A 22,195-nucleotide genomic window follows, 5' to 3' on the forward strand; every position below is an offset into this window, starting at 1 on the left:
ATTCCGCAACCGGGTGCGCTTCAGGCTGCCGCCGCGTGCGCGTGGCCGCCGACCATGCAGTGCTTGTGCTCAACGTGGTACGCGAATTCGTCCCAGTAGTGCTTGAGCATCCCGCGTACCGGCATCGCCGCCGCATCGCCGAGCGCGCAGATCGTACGGCCCATGATGTTCTCGGCAACCGAGTTCAGCAGGTCCAGATCTTCCTGACGGCCTTCGCCGTGCTCGATACGGTTCACGACGCGATACAGCCAGCCGGTGCCTTCACGGCACGGCGTGCACTGGCCGCACGATTCCTCGTAGTAGAAGTACGACAGGCGCAGCAGCGAGCGCACCATGCAGCGCGTCTCGTCCATCACGATGACCGCGCCCGAACCGAGCATCGAGCCGGCCTTCGCGATCGAATCGTAGTCGAGATCCGTCTGCATCATGATGTCGCCCGGGATCACCGGCGCGGACGAACCGCCCGGAATCACGGCCTTGATCTTCTTGCCGCCGCGCATCCCGCCGGCGAGCTCCATCAGCGTCGCGAACGGCGTGCCGAGCGGCACTTCGTAGTTGCCCGGACGCTCGACGTCGCCCGACACCGAGAAAATCTTCGTGCCGCCGTTGTTCGGCTTGCCGATCTCGAGGTAATTCTGCGGCCCGATGGACAGCAGGAACGGCACCGCGGCGAACGTCTCGGTGTTGTTGATCGTGGTCGGCTTGCCGTACACGCCGAAGCTCGCCGGGAACGGCGGCTTGAAGCGCGGCTGGCCCTTCTTGCCTTCGAGCGACTCGAGCAGCGCCGTTTCCTCGCCGCAGATGTACGCGCCGTAACCATGGTGCGCATGCAGCTGGAACGAGAATTCCGAGCCCATGATGTTGTCGCCGAGGAACCCGGCGGCGCGCGCTTCATCAAGCGCGGCCTCGAAGCGTCGATACACTTCGAAGATTTCACCGTGGATGTAGTTGTAGCCGACGGTGATGCCCATCGCGTATGCGCCGATGGCCATGCCCTCGATCAGCGCGTGCGGGTTCCAGCGCAGGATGTCGCGATCCTTGAACGTGCCCGGCTCGCCTTCGTCCGAGTTGCAGACGAGGTACTTCTGCCCCGGGAACTGGCGCGGCATGAAGCTCCACTTCAGGCCGGTCGGGAAGCCCGCACCGCCACGGCCGCGCAGGCCCGACGCCTTGACGTCGGCGATCACCTGCTCGGGCGGAATCTTTTCTTCGAGAATGCGGCGCAGCTGCTTGTAGCCGCCGCGCGCAACGTAATCTTCGAGATGCCAGTTCTCGCCGTTCAGACCAGCGAGGATCAGCGGTTTGATGTGACGGTCGTGGAGGGACGTCATTTCGAGAGCTCCTCAAGCAGCTGGTCGATCTTGTCGCGGCTCATGAAGCTGCACATTCTGTGATTGTTCACCAGCAGCACCGGCGCATCGCCGCACGAGCCCATGCATTCGCCTTCCTTCAGCGTGAACTTGCCGTCGGGCGTGGTCTCGCCGAAGCCGATGCCCAGCTTCTGTTTCAGGTAGTCGGCAGTCGCTTCCGCGCCGCCGTCCGGGCCGAGCTGGCACGGCAGGTTCGTGCAGAGCGTGATCTTGTGCTTGCCGACCGGTTTGAGCTCGTACATCGTGTAGAACGTCGCGACTTCCTGCACGGCAACGGCCGGCATGCCGAGATAGTCCGCAACGAACTGCATCAGTTCGGGCGACAGCCAGCCGTGCTCTTCCTGAGCAACGGCCAACGCCGACATCACGGCGGACTGTTTCTGATCGGCGGGATACTTCGTCAACGCTCGATCGATTTCCTTCAGGCCTTCAGCTGAGATCATTTTCAGACACGACTCTTTCAATTCCTACCGAACGAACAACCTGCCGCACACTGTGGGTGCATGGACGGCAGACCTGGCGCTCACTCTGTTGACAGCTTGCGAAGCCGCGCCGGTTCAGCGCGCATCGCGTGTGACTTGCTGCTCGCCGCCCGCTCGCGCGGGCGGCGCAACCATTAGCGGTCGATTTCGCCGAACACGATGTCCTGCGTACCGATGATCGTGACGGCGTCGGCGATCATGTGACCGCGTGCCATTTCGTCGAGCGACGCCAGGTGCGCGAAACCCGGAGCGCGAATCTTGAGGCGATACGGCTTGTTGGCGCCGTCGGACACGAGGTAGATGCCGAACTCACCCTTCGGATGCTCGACCGCCGCGTACGCTTCGCCTTCCGGCACATGAAAACCTTCGGTGAAGAGCTTGAAGTGGTGAATCAAGTCTTCCATGTTGGTCTTCATGCCGACGCGCGACGGCGGTGCAACCTTGTGATTTTCGGTCATCACCGGGCCCTGATTCTTGCGGAGCCACTCAATACACTGTTTCGCGATACGTACCGACTGACGCATTTCCTCGACGCGCACCAGATAGCGGTCGTAGCAATCGCCGTTCACGCCGACCGGCACGTCGAAATCCATGCGATCGTACACTTCGTACGGCTGCTTCTTGCGCAGGTCCCACGCGATGCCCGAGCCGCGCAGCATCGGGCCCGTCAGGCCCATCTGCAGCGCGCGTTCCGGGCTGACCACGCCGATCCCGACCAGACGCTGCTTCCAGATCCGGTTGTCGGTCAGCAGCGTTTCGTATTCGTCGATGCACTTCGGGAAGCGCGTGAAGAAGTCGTCGATGAAGTCGAGCACCGAGCCGCTGCGCGCTTCGTTCATCTTCGCGAGCGCCTTCTCGTTGCGAATCTTCGACGCCTTGTATTGCGGCATTGCGTCAGGCAGATCGCGATAGACACCGCCCGGGCGGTAGTACGCCGCGTGCATCCGGGCGCCGGACACCGCTTCGTACACGTCCATCAGATCTTCGCGTTCGCGGAAAGCGTACAGGAACACCGCCATCGCACCGACGTCGAGTGCGTGCGCGCCGATCCACATCAGGTGGTTCAGCACGCGCGTGACCTCGTCGAACAGCACGCGGATGTACTGCGCGCGCTCCGGCACGTCGATGCCGAGCAGCTTTTCGATCGCGAGCACGTAGCCGTGCTCGTTGACCATCATCGACACGTAGTCGAGACGGTCCATGTACGGCACGGACTGAATGAAGGTCTTGGATTCCGCGAGCTTTTCCGTCGCGCGGTGCAGCAGGCCGATGTGCGGATCGGCGCGCTGGATGACTTCGCCGTCGAGCTCGAGCACGAGGCGCAGCACACCGTGCGCTGCCGGGTGCTGCGGGCCGAAGTTGAGCGTGTAGTTCTTGATTTCTGCCATGACGCCCCCTTAATGTTTCAGACCGCCATAGCGATCCTCGCGGATCACGCGCGGCGTGATTTCGCGCGGCTCGATCGTCACCGGCTGGTAGACGACCCGCTTCTCTTCCGGGTCGTAACGCATTTCGACGTAGCCCGACACCGGGAAGTCCTTGCGGAACGGGTGGCCGATGAAGCCGTAGTCGGTGAGGATGCGGCGCAGGTCGGGGTGGCCTTCGAACACGATGCCGTACAGGTCGAACGCTTCGCGCTCGTACCAGTTCGCGGAGGTCCAGATGTCGACCAGCGACGCCACGATCGGCAGGTCGTCGTCGGGCGCGAATGCGCGCAGGCGCAGGCGCCAGTTGTTCGTGACGGACAGCAGGTGCGACACGGCCGCGAAGCGCGGGCCGTCGTAGGCGCCGTCGCCGAAGGTCTGGTAGTCGACGCCGCAGAGGTCGATCAGCTGCTCGAAACGGAGCTTCGGATCGTCGCGCAGCATCGTTGCGACTTCGAGGTAATCGCTCGCCTTCACGACGAGCGTCAGTTCACCGATCGCTTCGGTGAGGCTCACCACGCGCGCGCCGAGCGCGGCTTCGAGGTTGGCCTTGAGGGTCTCGATTTTGCTTGCCATATTGAGGGGACGCTCGGGGCTTTATTGACGGGCGATGGTATTGGTGCGGCGGATCTTCGCCTGCAGCTGGATCACGCCGTAGACCAGCGCCTCGGCCGTGGGCGGACAGCCCGGCACGTAGACGTCGACCGGCACGATCCGGTCGCAGCCGCGAACCACCGAATACGAGTAGTGGTAGTAGCCGCCGCCGTTCGCGCAAGACCCCATCGAAATCACCCAGCGGGGCTCGGCCATCTGGTCGTACACGCGACGCAGCGCGGGCGCCATCTTGTTGCAGAGCGTGCCGGCGACGATCATCACGTCCGACTGACGCGGACTCGGACGGAACACGACGCCGAACCGGTCCAGATCGTAACGGGCCGCGCCCGCATGCATCATTTCGACGGCGCAACACGCGAGCCCGAACGTCATCGGCCACAGCGAGCCGGTACGCGTCCAGTTGATCAGCTTGTCAGCCGTCGTGGTGACAAACCCTTCCTTCAAGACCCCTTCGATACTCATTTGCTTTCCACTCCAGACGAGCGACCGAGCGTGGCCGCCCATGCAAACCGGCGATTAACCCATCACTCCCAATCGAGGCCGCCTTTCTTCCAGATATAGGCAAAGCCCAGCAGGAATTCGAGCAGAAAAATCATCATTGCGATGAAACCCGGCCAGCCGATATCCCGGAGCGCGACGCCCCACGGAAACAGGAATGCGGTTTCGAGATCGAAGATGATGAACAGGATGGCGACGAGGTAGTACCGGACGTCGAACTTCATCCGGGCGTCTTCAAAGGCTTCGAAGCCGCACTCGTACGGTGCGTTCTTCTCGACGTCCGGCTTGTTGGGACCAAGGAGCTTGCCGATGCTGACCAGCGCTATACCTAAACCAGTGCCCACGAGGAGGAACAACAAGACGGGGTAATAGGCTGCGAGGTTCAAGGCAATCCTCTATCGGTTGGTTCTGAGCGTCCGGAGAATACCACTTCCGGCGGAAGGAATCATTTCGGAGTGCGTTCGATCGCAAGACAACCGCAAGCACACCCCAGAAATGAAAAATGCCAGCCACTAGAAGCGGCTGGCATTGAGTAACTTTGGTGCCGACGGCGAGACTCGAACTCGCACAGCTTTCGCCACTACCCCCTCAAGATAGCGTGTCTACCAATTTCACCACGTCGGCACTGCATGCAACCGGGGTTGTAACTACTTGTTTCCCGCGAATCGCTTCAAGAATTAAATTCTAACCCGAGTTCCAGAATTGTTCAACGCACAATCGCAAATATTTTAACTTTTTATTTCGGGACGTCCTGGCCCGGTGCGCTTGCGGCCGAGCCTGCAGCAGCGGATGCCGCGACGGCCGGCGCAGACGCCGCGGGCGCCGATGCCGGCGCGGTCGCCACTGCGCCGAGCACGCCCGCCGACGGCGTCGACTTGTACGAACCGAGGTACGTCAGCGCGAGCGTCGCGACAAAGAAGATCGTTGCGAGAATGCCCGTCGTACGCGACAGGAAGTTCGCCGAGCCCGTCGCGCCGAACAGGCTGCCCGACGCGCCGCTGCCGAAGGCGGCGCCCATGTCGGCGCCCTTGCCGTGCTGCAGCAGCACGAGACCAATCACACCCAGCGCAGACAGCACCTGCACCACAATAATCAGCGTTTTGAATAACAGCATCACACCCACCCGAATGGATCGGGCGACCGGACCGACCGGCCGCCGTCATGGTTCAATTCGATCGCGGACCGCTCAACGCGCGGCCCGGCAGATCGCCAGGAAATCTTCCGCCTTCAGCGACGCGCCGCCGATCAGGCCGCCGTCGATATCCGGCTGCGCGAACAGCTCTTCCGCGTTGTCCGGCTTCACGCTGCCGCCGTACAGCACGGACACGTCCGCCGCGCCCTTTGCCGCGAGACGCGCGCGCAGGAACGCATGCACGTCCTGCGCCTGCGCCGACGTCGCGCTCCTGCCCGTGCCGATCGCCCAGACCGGCTCGTAGGCCACGACGATGCGCGCCGCCTCGTCGGCCGTCAGCACGGCCAGCACCGCGTCGAGCTGCGTACCGACCACCTGCTCGGTCGCACCCGACTCGCGCTCGTCGAGCGTCTCGCCGACGCACACGACGGGCGTGAGGCCCGCCGCGAGCGCGCGCTGCGCCTTCGCCGCGACCGTCTCGTTGCGTTCGCCGTGATACGCGCGACGCTCCGAGTGACCGACGATCGCATAGCGTGCGCCGAACTCCGCGACCATCGCAGCCGCCACTTCGCCGGTGAATGCACCCTGCTCGTGCGCCGACACGTCCTGCGCGCCCCACGCGACACGGCCGCCGTCGAGCTGCGCCTGAACCTGCGCGAGATACGGGAACGGCACGCACACGCCGACCGACGTTTCGGCCGCCACCGCGCCCACACCCTGCACCACTTCGTTCAGCAACGCCTGGTTGCCGGCCAGCCGGCCGTGCATCTTCCAGTTGCCGATCACCCGCTTAGTTCTCTGTTTCGACATCGTGTCTGTCTCGTCATCGACGCACCGGAAACCGGCCGTCAGGTTTGATCTGGCGAAGCAAACCCGCGATTTTACTGCGCACGGCTTGAACCGGTCAAACCGCCCATGTCAAGCCCGGCCGCACGGACCGTCAGGCGTTCGTACCCCAATCGAGGACGATCTTGCCGGTGTGCTCGCTGCTCTCCATCAGCGCATGCGCCTGCGCGGCATCCGCGGCCGGCAGCACGCGGTAAATCACCGGCTTGATGCGGCCGTCGGCGATCAGCGGCCACACGCGCGCCTTCAGCTGCGCGGCGATGCGCGCCTTGAACTCGACCGGGCGCGGGCGTAGCGTCGAACCCGTGATCGTGAGCCGGCGGCGCAGGATCTCGCCCAGGTTGATGTCGGTCTTCGCGCCGCCGAGCAGCGCGATCAGCACGAGACGGCCGCCGTCCGCGAGTGCGGACAGCTCACGCGGCACGTACGAGCCGGCCACCATGTCGAGGATCACGTCGACGCCGCGATCGTGCGTCAGCGACTTCACGACTTCGACGAAATCCTCGGTCTTGTAGTTGATCGCGCGCTCGGCGCCGAGCGCCTCGCATGCACGGCACTTGTCAGCCGTGCCGGCGGTCGCGAACACGCGAAAGCCGAGGGCGTGCGCGATCTGGATCGCCGTCACGCCGATGCCGCTCGAGCCGCCCTGCACGAGCAGCGTCTCCTGCTCGCCGCCCTCGCCCGCCCCGAGCTGCGCGCGATCGAACACGTTGCTCCACACGGTGAAGAACGTCTCGGGCAGCGACGCGGCCTCGATATCGGTGAGCCCGCCGGGCACCGGCAGGCATTGCGGCAGCGGCGCGACCGCATATTCGGCATAGCCGCCGCCCGCGAGCAGCGCGCAGACGCGATCGCCGAGCTTCAGGCCGAACGGGTTCAGCGCGGCATCGGACAGGTCGCCGCCGACGATCTCGCCCGCGACCTCGAGGCCCGGCAGATCCGACGCGCCCGGCGGCGGCGCGTAGGCGCCCTTGCGCTGGAATACGTCGGGCCGGTTCACGCCGGAGGCCGCCACCTTGATCAGCACCTCGCCGCGCTTCGGCTCCGGACGCGGACGCTCCGCGAGCTTCAGCACGTCGGGGGCGCCGAATTCGGTGATTTCAATGGCTTTCATGGTGAGGGTCGCTCCAGGATCGGAATCTGATGGTGCGCCCGCGCGCGGCACGGACGCCCGGCCGGCGCTGCTGCGCCGCACAACGATGCTACAGAAAAAACGGCCGGCGCGCTTTCGCGCTGCCGGCCGTTGATCCGCCCTTCCGCTTACTGCTGCGGCGGCGTGTCCGACTGCGCGGCCGCCGCTGCTTCATTCAGCAGCGCCTTGGCCGACAGGCGCACGCGACCCTTCTCGTCCGTCTGGATCACCTTGACCTTGACCTGCTGACCTTCCTTCAGGTAGTCGTTGATGTCCTTCACGCGCTCGTTGACGATTTCCGAGATGTGCAGCAGGCCGTCCTTGCCCGGCAGCAGGTTCACGATCGCACCGAAATCGAGCAGCTTGAGGACCGTGCCCTCGTACACCTGGCCGACTTCGATCTCGGCCGTGATGTTCTCGATGCGCTTCTTCGCTTCGGCCATGCCTTCGCTGCTCGTGCTGGCAATCGTCACGACGCCGTCATCCGAGATGTCGATGGTCGTGCCCGTTTCTTCCGTCAGCGCACGGATCACCGAACCGCCCTTGCCGATCACGTCGCGGATCTTTTCCGGGTTGATCTTGATCGTGATCATGCGCGGCGCGAATTCCGACAGTTGCGTGTTCGCACCCGAGACCGCCGACGTCATCTTGCCGAGGATATGCATGCGGCCTTCCTTCGCCTGCGCGAGCGCGACCTGCATGATTTCCTTCGTGATGCCCTGGATCTTGATGTCCATCTGCAGCGCCGTCACGCCTTGTTCCGTGCCGGCCACCTTGAAGTCCATGTCGCCGAGGTGATCTTCGTCGCCGAGGATGTCGGTCAGCACCGCGAACTTGTTGCCTTCGAGGATCAGGCCCATCGCGATGCCCGCGACGTGTGCCTTCATCGGCACGCCTGCGTCCATCAGCGCGAGGCAGCCGCCGCACACCGACGCCATCGACGACGAACCGTTCGATTCGGTGATTTCCGACACGACGCGGATCGAGTAGCCGAATTCGTCGGCGCTCGGCAGGCACTTGACCAGCGCACGCTTCGCGAGGCGGCCGTGACCGATTTCGCGGCGCTTCGGCGAGCCGACGCGGCCCGTTTCGCCGGTCGCGAACGGAGGCATGTTGTAGTGGAGCATGAAGCGCTCGCGGTACTCGCCTTCGAGCGCGTCGATGATCTGCTCGTCACCCTTCGTGCCGAGCGTCGCCACCACCAGCGCCTGCGTCTCGCCGCGCGTGAACAGCGCCGAGCCGTGGGTACGCGGCAGCACGCCGGTGCGGATTTCGATCGGACGCACGGTGCGCGTGTCGCGACCGTCGATGCGCGGCTCGCCGTTCAGGATCTGCGAACGGACGATCTTGGCTTCGATGTCGAACAGCACGTTGCCGACGGTCGCCTTGTCGGCTGCTGCCGTACCGGCCGCCTGAGCGTCTTCCTCGAGCTTCGCCGAGGTCGCCGAGTAGACTTCCTTCAGCTTCGCCGAGCGCGCCTGCTTGTCGCGGAGCTGGTAAGCGGCGAGCAGGTCGTTCTGCGCCAGCTCGGTCACGCGCGCGATCAGCGCCTCGTTCTTCGGCGCCGGCTGCCAGTCCCACTCGGGCTTGCCGCCTTCGCGGACCAGTTCGTGGATCGCATCGATCGCGACCTGCATCTGCTCGTGGCCGAACACCACGGCGCCCAGCATCACGTCTTCCGACAGCTGGTCGGCTTCCGATTCCACCATCAGCACCGCGCGTTCCGTACCGGCGACGACGAGGTCGAGGCTCGACGCCTTGATCTGGTCACGCGTCGGGTTCAGCACGTACGCATTGTCGATGTACGCAACGCGAGCGGCACCGACCGGGCCGTTGAACGGCAGGCCCGACACGGCGAGCGCAGCCGATGCGCCGATCAGCGCGGGGATGTCCGCCGGAATTTCCGGGTTCACGGACAGCACGTGGATCACGACCTGGACTTCGTTGTAGAAGCCTTCCGGGAACAGCGGGCGCAGCGGACGGTCGATCAGGCGCGACGTCAGCGTCTCGTGCTCCGACGGACGGCCTTCGCGGCGGAAGAAGCCGCCCGGGATCTTGCCGGCCGAGTAGGTCTTTTCGAGGTAGTCGACGGTCAGCGGGAAGAAATCCTGACCCGGCTTCGCCGACTTCGCGCCGACGACGGTTGCCAGCACGACGGTGTCTTCGACGTCGACGATCACCGCGCCGCTCGCCTGGCGAGCGACTTCACCGGTTTCGAGGCGCACCTTGTGCTGGCCCCACTGGAATTCCTTCACGACCTTGTTGAACATGGACATGGTTGCTCCTTTGAATTCATGCATTTCATTCGCCGCGCCGGCCATCCCGCGCGGCGGCGTCCCGACCGAATCACCCGGAGCAAGGTGTGTTTTTTATGCCATTCCGGCGCGGCGCTCGTGCAGCGCCGCGCTGGAATGACACAAATCCCGCCCCGGTACCAGTCGTTGGGCAGCCCCGCACGAACGTGCCGGGCAACCTGCGGTGCGCGTGACGCTACGCACCGCGCAAAAACAAAATGCCTGTATCAGCGGACTGACACAGGCATCTTGCTGGCGGCAATCGCCTCGATTACTTACGCAGACCCAGCTTCTCGATCAGTGCGCGGTAACGGTCGGCATCCTTGCCCTTGAGGTAGTCGAGCAGCTTGCGGCGGCGGCTCACCATGCGCAGCAGGCCGCGGCGGCTGTGGTGATCCTTCGCGTGGGTCTTGAAGTGACCCGTCAGTTCGACGATACGTGCGGTCAGCAGTGCGACCTGGACTTCGGGCGAACCCGTGTCGTTGGTACCGCGGGCGAACTGAGCAACGACTTCCGACTTCTTGATATCTGCAACGGACATGTGATTTCCTTTCTGACTGAACAGGCGGACACGGAAGAATGGCCGTGCCGTGACTTACAACCGGCGGGCATTGTAGCACAACTTGCGTGCCATTCTTGCCGCCCCTGTCACGGGCGTGCCATCGAGCACGTCGACGGCATCTCCGTGCGCTGCGCCGGCACCGCCAGCACTGTCCGGAAACCGTAGCCCGACCCTTCGTTGTCGAAGCGCACACCCGGCGTGCCGGCCTTGTCCATGTCCATCACGTAAAGGGGCTGGATCAATTGATGATCCTGCGCGCGCATCCGTGACGCATGGAAGCCGTCGTCGAACGACAGCCCCTCGAGCGCGCGGGCGACCGCGACGGGGTCGGCCGACCCCGCGCGGTTCATCGCGGCGGCCAGCATCTCGATCATCAGGCTCATGCGCCGCACCGGATAGTCGTCCTGCGCGGACGGAAAACGGTTCCGGAAGGCACGGTAAAACGCGTCGGATTTCGCACCGCCCGCGTTCGGATGCCAGTCCGCCACGGCCACGACCCGCCCCACACCGGCGTCGCCGAGTGCCGCCGGCGCACCGAGGCTGTTGCCGTAGAACGTGTAGAACTTCGCGTTCAGCCCCTGCTCGCGCGCCGCCTTCACGAGCAGCGTGAGGTCGTTGCCCCAGTTGCCGGTCACGACGGCGTCCGCGCCGCTCGCGCGGATCTTCGCGATGTAAGGCGAGAAATCCTTGATCCGGCCGATCGGATGGAACTCGTCGCCGGCGATCGTCACGTCGGGGCGCCGCGCGGCCAGCGCCTGCCGCGCGAGCGTGCTGACGTCATGGCCGAAGCTGTAGTCCTGGTTCAGCAGATAGACCTTGCGCAGCGCGCGGTCGCTCGCCATGACGTCCGCGAGCGCGGCCATCCGCATGCCGGCGTGCGCGTCGAAGCGGAAATGCCAGAAGCTGCAGCGCGCGCCGGTCAGCGCCGGATCGTCGGCCGAATAGTTGAGGAACAGCATCCGGCGGTCCGGATCGCGCGCGTTGAGCTTGTCGAGCGCCGCGACGAGCGCGGCCGCGACGGCCGAGCTGTTGCCCTGCGCGACGAAGCCGATATGACGGTCTGCGGCCGCGCGCAACTGCACGAGGGCCTCCTCCGGGCTGCCCTTGCTGTCGAGCACGACCAGCTCGAGCGGATGCGCGCCGTCGCGCAGCTTCACGCCGCCCGCCGCATTGACCTGCTCGACGCCAAAGCGCAGGTTGCGCTCGACCGCCGCGCCCGCGTTCGCGAACGGACCCGACATCCCTTCGATCAGCGCGATCCGCACCGGCTCGCCGCCGGCAAACGCGGACGACGCCAGCATCCACCCCGCGCTCAACGCGAGCGCGCACCGCTTCCATCCCTGCATCGGCCACCTGCCCTTCAATCTGCCCGAGAAGCGCGGATCATAGGCCGGCGCGCCCGCCGCCCGCAAGCGCGGCGGCGCCGGCGATCCGCACCGATTTTTTCCGCGCGATGCGCCGTCGCCCGCCGTCCGTGATACAACGGGACTTGTTTCCGTGTTCTGGAGGATTCCCATGCGCATTCGCATTCCCGTGCGCGCGCCGGTGCTGCTCGTCTGTGCCGCCGCGCTGCTGGCCGGTTGCGCGCAACCGTGGCAGCAATACCAGGCCGGCCAGGACGAGTCGGCGATCGTCGCGCGCATGGGCCCGCCGCGCGAGGTCTACGACCTGCCCGACGGCGGCAGGCGCCTGATGTGGCCGACCCAGCCGATGGGCGAAGTGACCGTGGCGGCCGACGTCGACGCGGCCCACAAGATCGTCAACGTGCGCCAGGTCCTGCAGCCGAGCGAGTTCTATCGCGCGGAGATCGGCAAGTGGACGAAGACCGACGTGCTCGTCAACTTCGGACGCCCCGTCGAGACGTCCTACTTCCCGCTGATGAAGCGCGAGGTGTGGACGTACCGGTATCTCGAGGACAACGTCTGGTACATGATGTACAGCTTCTATTTCGATCCGCAGGGCATCCTGCGCATCACGCAGAAAACGCCGGATCCGCTGCACGACCCCGACCGCCGCAACCTGTTCTGACCGATTGCGCATTTACGCGCAATTGTCGCCATGGCCATTTACGAATCATTGCGTAAATGGCCATTTCTTTTTTCCGTCTTCTTATTCATTCCGGAAGTACGACAGAAATATTTTCCGATCGATGACACGCCGATGGCGATCCGCTGACACCCCCGTCACGCGGCGCGTTGCGGGGAGAAACAGGCATGCGTCATGCATGTCATGCGTGCGTGTGGTGCATGCCATGCACTGCATCCAGTCAATTTGAAACAATTTGTTTCAACACCCCCGGAGCGCCAGGGCATACCCCTAATATCAGTCGAAACCAAACCTTTCAATTTAGAAAGATTGCAATTGCGTCATTTCGACCGATATTCATTTTTGTTTAACATATAGGAGTCCCTATGAATCGCCCCAAGAGCATGCTGGTCGCCAACATCGCCTGGGCCCGCGAAACGCGTGAACACACGCCCGGGTTCTTCGACGCTCTCGCGCGCGGCCAGAACCCGCGCGTGCTGTGGATCGGTTGCGCCGACAGCCGCGTGCCGGCCGAAACCATCACGCACTGCGCGCCCGGCGAGCTGTTCGTCCATCGCAACATCGCGAACCTGTTCCACCCCGACGACGACAATTCTGCCAGCGTGCTCGAGTACGCGGTGCGCGTGCTGCAGGTCGACCATGTGATCGTGTGCGGGCACTACGGTTGCGGCGGCGTACGCGCGTCACTGTTGCCGCCGCCGGCCGACCTGCCCCATGTCGCCCGTCGCATCGCGCCGCTCTGCGCGCTCGCGCGGCGCCATCGCGACGCACTCGACGGGCTCGACGACACGGCCGCCGCCGATCGCCTTGCCGAGCTGAACGTCCTCGAACAGGTGCGGCTGCTGCGCGCGTCGCCGATCGTGCGCGGCCGCGAACGGCCGCCGCTCGTGCATGGCTGGATCTTTTCGCTCGCCGACGGCCGCCTGCTGGAGCTCGATTCCGGCTACACAACACCGCCCGCGGACACCGAACCCGCGCAGGCCGTCGCGGCCGCCGCGCTCGCCTGATCCCGCCCCCGCCCCTCACGCCAATGAAATCGCCCCAACCATGAAACTGAACGAGCGCCTGTCCACCCTGCCGCGCGACATCGTCGCGGGCATCGTCGTCTTCCTCGTCGCGCTGCCGTTGTGCCTGGGCATCGCCAATGCATCCGGCGTCGAACCGTTCGCCGGGCTCGTGTCCGGCATCGTCGGCGGCATCGTCGTCGCGCTGCTGAGCGGCTCGTCGCTGTCCGTCAGCGGGCCGGCCGCCGGCCTCGTCGTGATCGTCGTCGAAGGCATCGCGCAACTCGGCAGCTTCTCCGCGTTCCTGCTCGCGGTGCTGCTGTCCGGCGTGCTGCAATTCGGGTTCGGCGTGCTGCGCGCCGGTCGCTTCGCCGCCTACGTGCCGTCGCCCGTCATCAAGGGCATGCTCGCCGCGATCGGCCTGCTGCTGATCGTGAAGCAGATTCCGTTCGCGCTCGGTATCGGCGGCCCGGCCGCGCAATCGTTTGCAGGCTGGCCGGATCTGCCGGTCGCGTGGGCCGCGACCGCCATCGCGCTCGCATCGCTCGCCCTGCTGATCGCGTGGGATACGCGCGCGCTGCGCCGCTTCGCGCTGGTGCGCTCGGTGCCCGCGCCGCTCGCGGTCGTCGTGCTGGGCATCGGCGCCACGCTCGTGCTGGGTATCGTCGCGCCGTCGGTCGCGCCGGGCGCCGCGCATCGCGTGACGCTGCCCGAGCTCGGATCGTTCGCGGCCCTCGCCGCATCGCTCAAGCATGCCGAGCTCGGCCCGAACTTCGCGCAGCTCGTCAATCCGGACGTGTGGCGCGTCGCGATCACGCTCGCCGTCGTCGCGAGCCTCGAGACGCTGCTGAGCCTCGAAGCGGTCGAACAGATCGACCCGAAGCGCCGCCCCACCCAGCCCGACCGCGAACTGAAGGCGCAGGGGGTCGGCAATCTCGTCGCGGGCGCGGTCGGCGGCCTGCCGATCACGTCGGTCATCGTGCGCAGCTCGGTCAACGTCAACGCGGGCGCGCAAAGCCGGATGTCGGCGGTCGTTCACGGGGTGCTGCTGCTCGCGAGCGTATTCGCGCTAACCGGCCTGATCAACCTGATCCCGCTCGCCAGCCTGGCCGCGATCCTGATCCACACCGGCTTCAAGCTCGCGAAACCGGCCCTGTTCCGCTCGACGATGAAGCAAGGGCCCGCCGCGTTCGTGCCGTTCATCGCAACGATCGCCGGCGTGCTCGCGGTCGACCTGCTGTTCGGCATCGCGCTCGGCCTCGCCTGCAGCGTGCTGGCGGTCGCCATCGCGAACCTGAAGAGCCCCGTCACGCTCGCGCAGCACGACGACCACTTCCTGCTGTCGTTCCGCAAGGACGTGTCGTTTCTCGGCAAGGTGCAGGTCAAGCACCACCTGCGGCACATTCCCGACCGGGCGGCCGTGATCATCGACGCCACGCGTGCCGACTACATCGATCACGACGTGCTCGAACTGCTCGACGCATTCGTCGCCGATGCGCCGCGGCGCGGGATCGCGGTGGAATTCCGCCGGCGCAGCCCGGCGCCACGCCCGGCCGCACGCCGCTGGCTGTTCCGCGCGCCGGCCGCCGAATGAGCGGATGGAAAAAAGCCCCGGCGGCACAGGGCCGCTCGGGGCTTTTCGACAACGCGCGGCGCTTACGAGCGCTGCGGGTTGAGCTTGTCGTCCTTCGAATGCAGCTTGTTCAGCGCGGAGATGTACGCCTTCGCGGATGCGGCCACGATGTCCGGATCGGTGCCGACGCCATTGACGATCCGCCCGCTCCTCGACAGCCGGACGGTCACTTCGCCCTGCGCCTGCGTGCCGGTCGTGATCGCGTTCACCGAGTACAGCAGCAATTCGGACCCGCTGCCGACTTCGCCCTCGATCGCGTTGAACGTTGCATCCACCGGACCGTTGCCGCGCGCCTCGCCGGTCACCTCCTTGCCCTCGACCGCGAACACGACCTTCGCCTGCGGCTGTTCGCCCGTTTCCGAACGCTGGGACAGCGACACGAACTTGAAGTGCTCCTGCTCCTGCGCGAGCGCCGACTCCTCGGACACGATCGCGATGATGTCCTCGTCGAAAATCTCGGCCTTGCGGTCGGCCAGATCCTTGAAACGCATGAACGCGGCGTTCAGTTCGCCCTCGCTGTCGAGCGACACGCCGAGCTCCTGCAGGCGCTGCTTGAATGCGTTGCGCCCCGACAGCTTGCCGAGCACGATCTTGTTCGCGGTCCAGCCCACGTCTTCCGCGCGCATGATCTCGTAGGTGTCGCGCGCCTTCAGCACGCCGTCCTGGTGGATGCCCGACGCATGCGCGAACGCGTTCGCGCCGACCACCGCCTTGTTCGGCTGCACGACGAAACCGGTGATCTGCGACACGAGCTTCGACGTCGGCACGATTTGCGACGTGTCGATGCCGACGTCGAGACCGAAGTAGTCCTTGCGCGTCTTCACCGCCATCACGATTTCTTCGAGCGACGTGTTGCCCGCGCGCTCGCCGAGCCCGTTGATCGTGCACTCGACCTGACGCGCGCCGCCGATCTTCACGCCGGCCAGCGAGTTCGCGACGGCCATCCCGAGGTCGTTGTGACAATGCACCGAGAAGATCGCCTTGTCCGAGTTCGGAATGCGTTCGCGCAGCGTCTTCACGAGGTTGCCGTAGAGTTCCGGCACGCCGTAGCCGACCGTGTCGGCGATGTTGATCGTCGTCGCGCCCTCGGCGATCACGGCTTCCAGCACGCGGCAGAGGAAGTCCATGTCGGAGCGGCTGCCGTCTTCCGGCGAGAATTCGACGTTGTCGGTGAATTTGCGCGCGAAGCGCACCGCGAGACGCGCCTGCTCGAACACCTGGTCCGGCGTCATCCGCAGCTTCTTCTCCATGTGCAGCGGCGACGTCGCGATGAACGTGTGGATCCGGAAGCTGCCGGCCGGCTTCAGCGCGTCGGCTGCCCGCTGGATGTCCTTGTCGTTGGCCCGCGCCAGCGAACAGATCGTGCTGTCCTTCACGAGACCGGCGATCGTGTGGATCGCGTCGAAATCGCCGTTTGAACTGGCCGCGAAGCCGGCCTCGATCACGTCGACCTTCATCCGCTCGAGGTGCTTCGCGATGCGGATTTTCTCTTCCTTCGTCATCGACGCGCCGGGCGATTGCTCGCCGTCACGCAACGTCGTATCGAAAATGATCAGCTTGTCTGTCATGGGGGGCTCCAGGGCTCTTTATACGGATGTCAAACGTAACGAGGTCGCGCCACCGCTGGCGACGCTCAACAACAGACGAAGCTTGACGGGGGGCGAGAACGGTCAGCGCGGCAGGCGCGCCGAGGCTAGCGCGCGTAGCGGCGCACCGGCTGGAAGGAGGGAGAAGCGGGGAAATGCAGTCATGCCGACGACTATAGCGACATTCCGCGGGGTGCGCAATCGGACGGCACCCCGGGGTGCCGCCTGCCCCGTTCGTAAAAGGGGCCAATGAAAACGGCGGCCCAGGGCCGCCGTTTCGGTGCAGATCGCGCGTCAGTGATCGCGCTGCGACGAGCGCGCCGGATTCGCGCGCCCGCGGACGGCCATGTAGGCCCAGAACACGTAGCCGGACAGCCCGTACAGCACGAACAGGCAGAACAGCATCAACGGCGGATCGGACGACACGAGCACGAACGCGACGACGACCAGCAGGATTGCCGCGAACGGCACGCGATGCCGCACGTCCAGCGCCTTGCCGCTGTAGAACGGCGCGTTCGACACCATCGTCACGCCCGCGTAGATCGTCAGCACGAACGCGACCCACGGCAGCCAGCCGAGCTTCATCGGCACGCGGTTGTCGGTGGCCAGCCACACGAAGCCCGCGATCAGTGCGGCGGCGGCCGGACTCGGCAGCCCCTGGAAGAAACGCTTGTCGACGACGCCGATGTTCGTGTTGAAGCGTGCGAGACGCAGCGCGGCGCCCGAGCAATAGACGAACGCGGCGAGCCAGCCCCAGCGGCCGAGATCCTTCAGCACCCACTCGTACATCACCAGCGCGGGCGCCACGCCGAACGACACCATGTCGGACAGGCTGTCGAACTGCTCGCCGAACGCGCTCTGCGTATGCGTCATGCGCGCGACGCGCCCGTCCATCCCGTCGAGCACCATCGCGACGAAAATCGCGATCGCGGCGATTTCAAAGCGCACGTTCATCGCCTGCACGACCGCGAAGAAGCCGCAGAACAGCGCCGCGGTGGTGAATGCGTTCGGCAGCAGATAGATGCCGCGCGTCTTCAGGAAGCGCTGGCGCGCGGCGCGGCGGCTCTCGATGGGCGCCGGATCGGGCGCCATCACCTTGTTGCGGCGAAACGGGCGTGGCGTCTGGCCGGCGCCGTTGCGCGGCCGACGCGGTTTGAATGCGGCCATCGTGCGCCCCGCCGCTTACTGCTCGAGTTCGGCGAGGATCGTCGACGACGCGTAGACTTTCTCGCCGATCGACACCTTCGCGCGGCTGCCGAGCGGCAGGTACACGTCGACGCGCGAACCGAAGCGGATGAAACCGTAGCGCTGGCCGCGCGACAGCGGCTCGCCGGCGCGGACGTAGCAAAGGATCCGGCGGGCGACGAGGCCGGCGATCTGCACGGCGGTGACGGTCTTGCCGCTCGCCGTCTGGATCACGACCGCATTGCGTTCGTTCTCGGTCGACGCCTTGTCGATCGCGGCGTTCAGGAACGCGCCCGGGAAGTATTCGACCTTGGTGATCGCGCCATCGACCGGCGAACGCTGCGAATGGACGTTGAAGACATTCATGAACACGCTGATCTTCAGCGCTTCGCGGTTCGCGTACGGATCCTGCGCGGTCTCGACCGCGACGATGCGGCCGTCGGCGGGGCACAGCACCGCGTTCGGCTGCGCGGGGATCGGGCGCTGCGGATCGCGGAAGAACTGGACGACGAAGACGAGCAGCAGCCAGAACGGCCACGCGAAGCCGAAGCCCCCGACGGCATGGATCAACAGCGCGATGACGGCTGCAATCGCGATGAACGGCCAGCCTTCGCGCGCGATGATCGGATGAGGATAGTTCATGGATTCGTTCTGTGTTCGGTGAATTGCAAAGCCCGTAGGATAGCAAAAGCCGCCCGGGGCACTGCTGCCTTCGGACGGCTTTTTGATACCGACCCTTCACTCGAAGGGCCGGAACAGCACGCGGTGCTTAGTTCTTCGTCTGGTCGACGAGCTTGTTCTTCGCGATCCACGGCATCATCGCACGCAGCTTCGCACCGACCTGCTCGATCTGGTGCTCGGCCGTCAGGCGGCGACGCGACTGCAGCGTCGGTGCGCCTGCCTTGTTCTCGAGAATGAAGCTCTTCGCGTACTCGCCCGTCTGGATGTCGGTCAGGCACTGCTTCATCGCCTTCTTCGTCTCTTCCGTGACGACGCGCGGGCCCGTCACGTACTCGCCGTACTCGGCGTTGTTCGAGATCGAGTAGTTCATGTTCGCGATGCCGCCTTCGTAGATCAGGTCGACGATCAGCTTCAGTTCGTGCAGGCACTCGAAGTACGCCATTTCCGGCGCGTAGCCTGCCTCGACCAGCGTCTCGAAGCCTGCCTTGATCAGCTCGACGGTGCCGCCGCACAGCACGGCCTGCTCGCCGAACAGGTCGGTTTCGGTCTCTTCACGGAAGTTCGTCTCGATGATGCCGGCACGGCCGCCGCCGTTCGCCGCCGCGTACGACAGCGCGATGTCGCGTGCCGCGCCCGACTTGTTCTGCGCAACCGCGATCAGGTGCGGCACGCCGCCACCTTGCGAGTACGTGCCGCGCACGGTGTGGCCCGGTGCCTTCGGCGCGATCATGATCACGTCGAGGTCGGCGCGCGGGATCACCGCACCGTAGTGGACGTTGAAGCCGTGCGCGAATGCCAGCGCCGCGCCTTGCTTGATGTTTTCGTGCACTTCCTTCGCGTACACGTCGGCGATCTGCTCGTCCGGCAGCAGCATCATCACGACGTCGGCGCCCTTCACCGCTTCCGCGACTTCCTTGACCGACAGGCCGGCGTTTTCGGCCTTGCTCCACGACGCGCCGCCCTTGCGCAGGCCGACCGTCACGTTCACGCCGCTGTCCTTCAGGTTCAGCGCGTGGGCATGGCCCTGCGAGCCGTAGCCGATGATCGTGACTTGCTTGCCCTTGATGAGGGAGAGGTCGGCGTCTTTGTCGTAGAAAACGTTCATGATGGTTCCTTCGCTAATTCAAAAATTCAACAATTCGTTCGGATGGAGTACTGCGGGCCGGGACATGACGGCGCACCCGGCGTGCCTGTTCGGCATCACACCTTCAGGATGCGCTCGCCGCGTCCGATGCCCGAGCTGCCGGTGCGCACGGTCTCGAGGATCGCGCCCGCGTCCAGCCCCTGGATGAATGCGTCGAGCTTGTCGCTCGCGCCCGTCAATTCGATCGTGTAGGTCTTTTCGGTCACGTCGATGATGCGGCCGCGGAAAATGTCCGACATCCGCTTCATTTCTTCGCGCTCCTTGCCCACTGCACGGACCTTGATCAGCATCAGCTCGCGTTCGATGTGTGCACCGTCGGTCAGGTCCACCACTTTCACCACCTCGATCAGGCGGTTCAGATGCTTCGTGATCTGTTCGATCACGTCGTCGGAGCCGATGGAAACGATGGTGAGCCGCGACAGCGATTGGTCTTCGGTCGGCGCCACCGTCAAGGTTTCGATGTTGTAGCCGCGTGCGGAAAACAGGCCGACCACGCGCGACAGCGCGCCCGGTTCGTTCTCCAGCAGGACGGAAATGATGTGTCTCATGTTCGCTTCTTCCAGAATGTACCGTGTCGATTCACTCGCGCCGCGCGCCGCCGCGTGCCGCACCGCCCTTCGTGAAGGCGGCCGCATCCGGGCCGGTGCGCGTCGCGCCGTTACAGATCTTCCGATCCGAGCAGCATCTCGGTGATGCCCTTGCCGGCCTGTACCATCGGCCAGACGTTTTCGGTCGGATCGGTCTGGAAGTCGAGAAACACGGTGCGATCCTTCAGGCGCAGCGCCTCCTTCAGCGCAGGCTCCACATCCGAGGTCTTTTCGATCCGCAGCCCGACATGGCCGTACGCTTCGGCGAGCTTCACGAAATCGGGCAGCGCATCCATGTACGAATGCGAATAGCGCTTGCTGTATTCGATCTGCTGCCACTGGCGGACCATGCCGAGGTAGCGGTTGTTCAGCGAAATGATTTTCACGGGCGTGTCGTACTGCAGGCAGGTCGACAGCTCCTGGATGCACATCTGGATCGAGCCTTCGCCCGTGATGCACAGCACGTCGTCGTCCGGGTGCGCCATCTTGACGCCCATCGCCGCCGGCAGGCCGAAGCCCATCGTGCCGAGGCCGCCGGAGTTGATCCAGCGACGCGGCTTGTTGAATCGGTAGAACTGCGCCGCCCACATCTGGTGCTGGCCGACGTCCGAGCACACGAACGCATTGCCGTCCGTCAGCTCCCACGCCTTCTCGACCACGTACTGCGGCTTGATGATCTCGCTTGCGCGGTCGTATTTCAGGCAGTCCTTCGAGCGCCAGCCTTCGATGTCCTTCCACCATTGCGCGAGCGCCTCGGTGTCGGGGCCGTGCTCGGCCGTCTGCAGTTGCTCGATCAGCTCCTTCAGCACTTCCTTCACGTCGCCGACGATCGGGATGTCGACCTTCACGCGCTTCGAGATCGACGACGGGTCGATGTCGATATGGATGATCTTGCGCGGACGCGACGCGAAGTGCGCCGGATCGCCGATCACGCGGTCGTCGAAGCGGGCGCCGATCGCGATCAGCACGTCGCAGTGCTGCATCGCCATGTTCGCTTCGTAGGTGCCGTGCATGCCGAGCATGCCGAGGAATTTCCGGTCCGACGCGCGATAGCCGCCGAGGCCCATCAGCGTGTTCGTGACCGGGTAGCCGAGCAGGTCCGCGAACTGGTTCAACTCGCGCGACGCGTCGGCGAGGATGATGCCGCCACCCGTGTAGATGTAGGGACGCTTCGCCGTCAGCAGCAGCGACACCGCCTTGCGGATCTGGCCCGAATGGCCCTTCGTGACGGGATTGTACGAACGCAGCGACACGCTCTTGACGGGCTCGTACTGGCACGGCGTCTTCGAGACGTCCTTCGGGATGTCGATCAGCACCGGGCCCGGACGGCCGGTGCGGGCGATGTAGAACGCCTTCTTGACGGTTTCCGCGAGGTCGCGCACGTCCTTCACGAGGAAGTTGTGCTTCACGCACGGACGCGTGATGCCGACGGTGTCGCACTCCTGGAAGGCATCCTGACCGATCGCGGCCGTCGGCACCTGGCCGCTGATCACGACCATCGGGATCGAATCCATGTACGCCGTTGCGATGCCGGTCACCGCGTTGGTGACACCGGGGCCCGACGTCACGAGACAGACGCCGACATTGCCGGTGGAACGCGCATACGCATCGGCTGCGTGCACGGCCGCCTGTTCGTGGCGCACCAGCACGTGCTGAATCTTGTCCTGCTTGTAAAGCTCGTCGTAGATGTAGAGAACCGAGCCGCCGGGGTAGCCCCAGATGAATTCGACGTTTTCGTCGGCCAGTGCCTTCATGAGCACGGTACCGCCGATGGAGTCGCTATCGGGAAGGGAAAGGGGTTCCGACGTGGAGAATTCCGCGCTGGGCATGTTCATGTTGACCTTTCGAATTTTCGGCAAAAAATTGATCGGGTGCTCTCTGCCGGGCTTGTGGCTCGGGTTCAAGCGGCGCGTCCAGTTTGAAGGGCGGGCTTCTTGGGCCAGCCTCAAATGAGACCATCACTTCATGTTGCGA

The 22,195-nt window shown here is 65.0% G+C and carries 21 protein-coding genes and 1 tRNA gene; 3 read left to right on the plus strand and 19 right to left on the minus strand.

Annotation, left to right across the window (positions count from 1 at the left end; translation table 11 throughout):
• Positions 1–20: 20 nt before the first annotated feature.
• From nuoF to GQ56_RS0128615, 13 genes are all read right to left on the minus strand, one after another.
• The gene (gene nuoF, locus GQ56_RS0128555) at positions 21–1,331 is read right to left on the minus strand and encodes an NADH-quinone oxidoreductase subunit NuoF (protein ID WP_006478267.1); all 1,311 of its coding nucleotides are present in this window, start codon (positions 1,329–1,331) and stop codon (positions 21–23) included.
• Positions 1,328–1,813, minus strand: a complete 486-nt coding sequence (gene nuoE, locus GQ56_RS0128560; protein WP_031401910.1) for an NADH-quinone oxidoreductase subunit NuoE — start codon at positions 1,811–1,813, stop codon at positions 1,328–1,330. Before nuoE ends, nuoF begins: the two co-directional genes overlap by 4 nt.
• Positions 1,814–1,986: 173 nt before the next feature.
• On the minus strand, positions 1,987–3,240 hold the full coding sequence (locus tag GQ56_RS0128565; RefSeq protein WP_031401911.1) for an NADH-quinone oxidoreductase subunit D: 1,254 nt from the start codon (positions 3,238–3,240) through the stop codon (positions 1,987–1,989).
• Positions 3,241–3,249: 9 nt separating this feature from the next.
• The gene (locus GQ56_RS0128570; protein WP_031401912.1) at positions 3,250–3,852 is read right to left on the minus strand and encodes an NADH-quinone oxidoreductase subunit C; all 603 of its coding nucleotides are present in this window, start codon (positions 3,850–3,852) and stop codon (positions 3,250–3,252) included.
• Between the two features lie 21 nt (positions 3,853–3,873).
• Positions 3,874–4,353, minus strand: coding sequence for a NuoB/complex I 20 kDa subunit family protein (locus GQ56_RS0128575; RefSeq protein WP_006398799.1), 480 nt, complete (start codon positions 4,351–4,353; stop codon positions 3,874–3,876).
• A 62-nt stretch (positions 4,354–4,415) separates the two neighbouring features.
• A complete protein-coding gene (locus tag GQ56_RS0128580; RefSeq protein ID WP_006398798.1) occupies positions 4,416–4,775 on the minus strand; it encodes an NADH-quinone oxidoreductase subunit A in 360 nt (119 codons plus the stop codon).
• Between the two features lie 153 nt (positions 4,776–4,928).
• A tRNA-Leu gene (locus GQ56_RS0128585) sits at positions 4,929–5,013 on the minus strand.
• A gap of 112 nt (positions 5,014–5,125) precedes the next feature.
• Complete coding sequence (secG, locus tag GQ56_RS0128590) at positions 5,126–5,503, minus strand: preprotein translocase subunit SecG (protein WP_031401913.1); 378 nt, start codon at positions 5,501–5,503, stop codon at positions 5,126–5,128.
• Positions 5,504–5,575: 72 nt separating this feature from the next.
• Positions 5,576–6,331, minus strand: a complete 756-nt coding sequence (gene tpiA, locus GQ56_RS0128595; protein ID WP_031401914.1) for a triose-phosphate isomerase — start codon at positions 6,329–6,331, stop codon at positions 5,576–5,578.
• Between the two features lie 130 nt (positions 6,332–6,461).
• Positions 6,462–7,481 carry an NAD(P)H-quinone oxidoreductase gene (locus GQ56_RS0128600; RefSeq protein ID WP_031401915.1) on the minus strand — a complete coding sequence of 340 codons (1,020 nt, stop codon included), beginning with the start codon at positions 7,479–7,481 and terminating at the stop codon, positions 6,462–6,464.
• A 146-nt stretch (positions 7,482–7,627) separates the two neighbouring features.
• The gene (gene pnp / locus GQ56_RS0128605; protein WP_031401916.1) at positions 7,628–9,775 is read right to left on the minus strand and encodes a polyribonucleotide nucleotidyltransferase; all 2,148 of its coding nucleotides are present in this window, start codon (positions 9,773–9,775) and stop codon (positions 7,628–7,630) included.
• 289 nt (positions 9,776–10,064) lie between these two features.
• Complete coding sequence (gene rpsO / locus GQ56_RS0128610; RefSeq protein ID WP_006398792.1) at positions 10,065–10,334, minus strand: 30S ribosomal protein S15; 270 nt, start codon at positions 10,332–10,334, stop codon at positions 10,065–10,067.
• Positions 10,335–10,441: 107 nt separating this feature from the next.
• The gene (locus GQ56_RS0128615; protein WP_031401917.1) at positions 10,442–11,701 is read right to left on the minus strand and encodes a branched-chain amino acid ABC transporter substrate-binding protein; all 1,260 of its coding nucleotides are present in this window, start codon (positions 11,699–11,701) and stop codon (positions 10,442–10,444) included.
• Between the two features lie 169 nt (positions 11,702–11,870).
• On the opposite strand from GQ56_RS0128615, the gene GQ56_RS0128620 reads away from it, so the two are divergent.
• The 3 genes from GQ56_RS0128620 to GQ56_RS0128630 all read left to right on the plus strand — a co-directional run bounded on the left by GQ56_RS0128620 (position 11,871) and on the right by GQ56_RS0128630 (position 14,999).
• On the plus strand, positions 11,871–12,383 hold the full coding sequence (locus tag GQ56_RS0128620) for a hypothetical protein (RefSeq protein WP_031401918.1): 513 nt from the start codon (positions 11,871–11,873) through the stop codon (positions 12,381–12,383).
• 383 nt (positions 12,384–12,766) lie between these two features.
• Positions 12,767–13,408 carry a carbonic anhydrase gene (locus tag GQ56_RS0128625; protein ID WP_031401919.1) on the plus strand — a complete coding sequence of 214 codons (642 nt, stop codon included), beginning with the start codon at positions 12,767–12,769 and terminating at the stop codon, positions 13,406–13,408.
• A 40-nt stretch (positions 13,409–13,448) separates the two neighbouring features.
• Entirely contained in the window at positions 13,449–14,999 is a 1,551-nt protein-coding gene (locus GQ56_RS0128630) for a SulP family inorganic anion transporter (RefSeq protein WP_031401920.1), read from the plus strand.
• 62 nt (positions 15,000–15,061) lie between these two features.
• On the opposite strand, the gene GQ56_RS0128635 is transcribed toward GQ56_RS0128630, so the two are convergent.
• The 6 genes from GQ56_RS0128635 to GQ56_RS0128660 form a co-directional block, all read right to left on the minus strand.
• Entirely contained in the window at positions 15,062–16,606 is a 1,545-nt protein-coding gene (locus GQ56_RS0128635; protein WP_031401921.1) for a 2-isopropylmalate synthase, read from the minus strand.
• Positions 16,607–16,918: 312 nt separating this feature from the next.
• Entirely contained in the window at positions 16,919–17,791 is an 873-nt protein-coding gene (gene pssA, locus GQ56_RS0128640; RefSeq protein ID WP_031401922.1) for a CDP-diacylglycerol--serine O-phosphatidyltransferase, read from the minus strand.
• Between the two features lie 15 nt (positions 17,792–17,806).
• Complete coding sequence (locus GQ56_RS0128645) at positions 17,807–18,451, minus strand: phosphatidylserine decarboxylase (protein WP_031401923.1); 645 nt, start codon at positions 18,449–18,451, stop codon at positions 17,807–17,809.
• A gap of 127 nt (positions 18,452–18,578) precedes the next feature.
• Positions 18,579–19,595 (minus strand): ketol-acid reductoisomerase, encoded by a 1,017-nt coding sequence (gene ilvC / locus GQ56_RS0128650; RefSeq protein ID WP_014896490.1) that lies wholly within the window; start codon positions 19,593–19,595, stop codon positions 18,579–18,581.
• A gap of 95 nt (positions 19,596–19,690) precedes the next feature.
• Positions 19,691–20,182 (minus strand): acetolactate synthase small subunit, encoded by a 492-nt coding sequence (gene ilvN, locus GQ56_RS0128655; protein ID WP_006398781.1) that lies wholly within the window; start codon positions 20,180–20,182, stop codon positions 19,691–19,693.
• Positions 20,183–20,292: 110 nt separating this feature from the next.
• The gene (locus tag GQ56_RS0128660; protein WP_031401924.1) at positions 20,293–22,056 is read right to left on the minus strand and encodes an acetolactate synthase 3 catalytic subunit; all 1,764 of its coding nucleotides are present in this window, start codon (positions 22,054–22,056) and stop codon (positions 20,293–20,295) included.
• Between the last annotated feature and the right edge of the window lie 139 nt (positions 22,057–22,195).

This window comes from Burkholderia paludis (assembly GCF_000732615.1).
Classification (GTDB): Bacteria; Pseudomonadota; Gammaproteobacteria; order Burkholderiales; family Burkholderiaceae; genus Burkholderia; species Burkholderia paludis.